The organism is Hydrogenophaga sp., assembly GCF_041633695.1.
GTDB lineage: Bacteria > Pseudomonadota > Gammaproteobacteria > Burkholderiales > Burkholderiaceae_C > Hydrogenophaga.
Map to the genome: position 1 here is coordinate 1 of NZ_JBFJMY010000535.1, position 2,582 is coordinate 2,582.

The window sequence follows — 2,582 nt, forward strand, 5'->3', positions numbered from 1 at the left end:
ACTGGGGTGGCATCGCCGGGACCACGTTTTTTGTCGACCCCGCCGAAGACCTGTACGCCCTGCTGCTGATCCAGGCACCGAACCAGCGCGACTACTACCGGCCGCTGTTTCGCAGCTTGGTCTACGCCGCGCTGCTGGACTAAGGCCTGGGGCCTACTCGGACTCGGACACCGGCTCGGGCGGCAAGGGGGAAATCAGCACCTGGTCGATGCGCCGCCCCTCCAGCGCCAGCACCTCGAAGCGCCAGCCCGCGCACTCCACCGACTCGGACAGGTCCAGCAACTCGCCGGCCACCGCCTGCATCAAGCCGCCCACGGTGTTGTAGCGGCCCTTGTCTTCGTCCGGCAGTTCGCTGATGTCGAAGCGCGACTTGAGTTCGGCCACCGGCATGCTGCCGTCCACCAGCCAGGAACCGTTTTCCTTCGGGATCGCCCAGGCGTCCAGGGGCAACTCCGGCGAGAGCTCTCCCGTGATCGCCTGCAACATGTCCAGCGGCGTGAGCAAGCCCTGCACCACGCCGTATTCGTCCACCACAAACACCATGCGGGTGGAACGGATGCGGAATTGCTCGAGCAACTCCATGCCGGTGAGCGTCTCCGGCACGAACACCGCCGGGCTCGCATGTTGCCGAATGCTGTCTTGCAAGCCTTGGGCCTGCAAGGACAACAGATGGGGCAGATGGATCACGCCCACCACCTCGTCCAGCCCGCCCCGGCACACCGGATACCAGGAATGCCCGGTGGTCCAGGCTTTCTGCACCGCCGTGTCGATGGTTTCGTCGGCATCCAGCCATTCGATGTCCGAGTGGGGCTGCATGATGGAAGTGAGCTGGCGGTCGTCGAGCAGGAACACATTGCGCACCATCTGGCGCTCGTGTTCCTCGATGATGCCGGCGTCCACCCCCTCTTCCAGGCTGGCGTTGATCTCTTCTTCGGTCACGTGCTGCACCGCGTTCGAATCGACGCGCAGCAGCTTGAGCACCGCGTGCGTCGTCATCGACAACAAGGCCACAAAAGGCCTGGCAATGCGCGCCACCCAGGCCATGGGACGCGACACCCAGCGCGCCACCGATTCCGGATAGAGCTGACCGATGCGTTTGGGCACGAGTTCGCCGAACACGATGGTGATGAAGGTGATCACCACCACCACGATCGCCGTGGCGCTCACCCCGGCCGGGTCCTTGTCCAGACCCAGGCCCTGCAGTTTGAGTGCAAGATCGCCGCTGAAAGCGGCCTCACCCACGATGCCGTTGAGCATGCCGATGGAGGTGATGCCGACCTGCACCGACGACAGAAACTGCGTCGGGTTGGACAACAGCTCCAGGGCCACTTTCGAGCCCTTGTCGCCCGCCTCGGCCATGGCCACCAGCCGCGCCTTGCGGCTCGACGCCAGCGCCAGCTCCGACATGGCAAACGCGCCATTCAGCAAGGTGAGAAAAACAATGATCAGGGTATCCATAATCGACGCATGGCACTTTACATGATTGGCGATATACAAGGCTGCGATGAAGCCCTGGCACGCCTGCTCGACAAAATCGACTTCTCGCCCAGCCGGGACACCGTGTACCTGCTCGGCGATCTGGTCAACCGAGGCCCGGACTCACTGGCCGTGCTGCGCCGTCTGATGGCGCTTGAAGGCGCGGCCCACTGCTTGTTGGGCAACCACGACCTGCATTTGCTGGCGGTGGCACACGGCGTGCGCAAGGCGCACCGCAGCGACACCGTGGCCGACATCCTGCAAGCCCCGGACCGCGACGCCTTGCTGGACTGGGTGCGCGCGCGCCCCATGGCCTTGTACGTGCACGGCTGGCTGATGGTGCACGCGGGCGTGTTGCCACAATGGGATGTGGCGCAAACCCTGGCGCTGGCACAAGAGCTGGAAGCGGTGCTGCGCGGCGCGGACTGGGTCGGCTTCTTGCACCATATGTATGGCAACGAACCGGCGGGGTGGCGCGACGATTTGGCAGGCACCGACCGCTTGCGCGTGGTCGTCAACGCGCTCACAAGGCTGCGATTTTGTTCGGCCCAGGGCACCATGGAATTTCAGACCAAAGATGGCGCAGAGTCGGCACCCGTGGGCTTCATGCCCTGGTTCGACGTGCCGGACCGGCGCACCCAAGGCGTGCCGGTGGCGTTTGGCCATTGGTCCACTCTGGGGCCGCTACCACGCTCGGACGTGCTGCCGCTGGACGCCGGCTGCGTGTGGGGGGGGTGCCTGGCGGCTGCACGCATGGGGAACGCGCCGGGCGCGTATGAGCGCATGGAAGTGAGGTGCGCGCAAGCGCGCAAACCCGGCAAGTCCTGACAGCCCCGAAACGCCAGCGCGGCCGGCCCGTCAGGGATCGTCGGTTTCACTGCTCCAGGCTTTTGAACAGCGCAGGCACTTTTCGGCGGCTCTTGATGTTGGGCGACACGCGCGCGGGTTGGCGCTGCGCCACTTCCCATGCGGGTGCCGCCTCGGGCGCTGTGCTGGGCTCGTAGGGCTTGTCGAAGAACGGATCGGCGCTGGGTTTGGCCGCACGAACCGGACGGCTGGGGGCCGAGCGCGATGCAGCATCGCGGCGCGGGGGGGGGGGGGGGGGG

Annotated in this window: 2 protein-coding genes and 1 pseudogene; 1 reads left to right on the plus strand and 2 read right to left on the minus strand. The window is 65.8% G+C overall.

Translation table 11 applies throughout. The features are described from left to right. Positions 1–153: 153 nt before the first annotated feature. The gene (locus ABYB95_RS21295; RefSeq protein WP_372661632.1) at positions 154–1,458 is read right to left on the minus strand and encodes a hemolysin family protein; all 1,305 of its coding nucleotides are present in this window, start codon (positions 1,456–1,458) and stop codon (positions 154–156) included. A 9-nt stretch (positions 1,459–1,467) separates the two neighbouring features. Here ABYB95_RS21295 and ABYB95_RS21300 point away from each other — a divergent pair, with 9 nt between their 5' ends. Beyond that, on the plus strand, positions 1,468–2,304 hold the full coding sequence (locus ABYB95_RS21300) for a symmetrical bis(5'-nucleosyl)-tetraphosphatase (RefSeq protein ID WP_372661635.1): 837 nt from the start codon (positions 1,468–1,470) through the stop codon (positions 2,302–2,304). A gap of 46 nt (positions 2,305–2,350) precedes the next feature. On the opposite strand, the pseudogene ABYB95_RS21305 reads toward ABYB95_RS21300, so the two are convergent. Beyond that, positions 2,351–2,582, minus strand: a pseudogene (locus ABYB95_RS21305) (ATP-dependent helicase); the annotation flags it as partial.

What these genes read in the sequence shown, in the direction of transcription:
- ABYB95_RS21295 (WP_372661632.1), bottom strand. Translation starts at nt 1,458, where the DNA reads ATGGATACCCTGATCATTGTTTTTCTCACCTTGCTGAATGGCGCGTTT.
- ABYB95_RS21300 (WP_372661635.1), top strand. Translation starts at nt 1,468, where the DNA reads ATGGCACTTTACATGATTGGCGATATACAAGGCTGCGATGAAGCCCTG.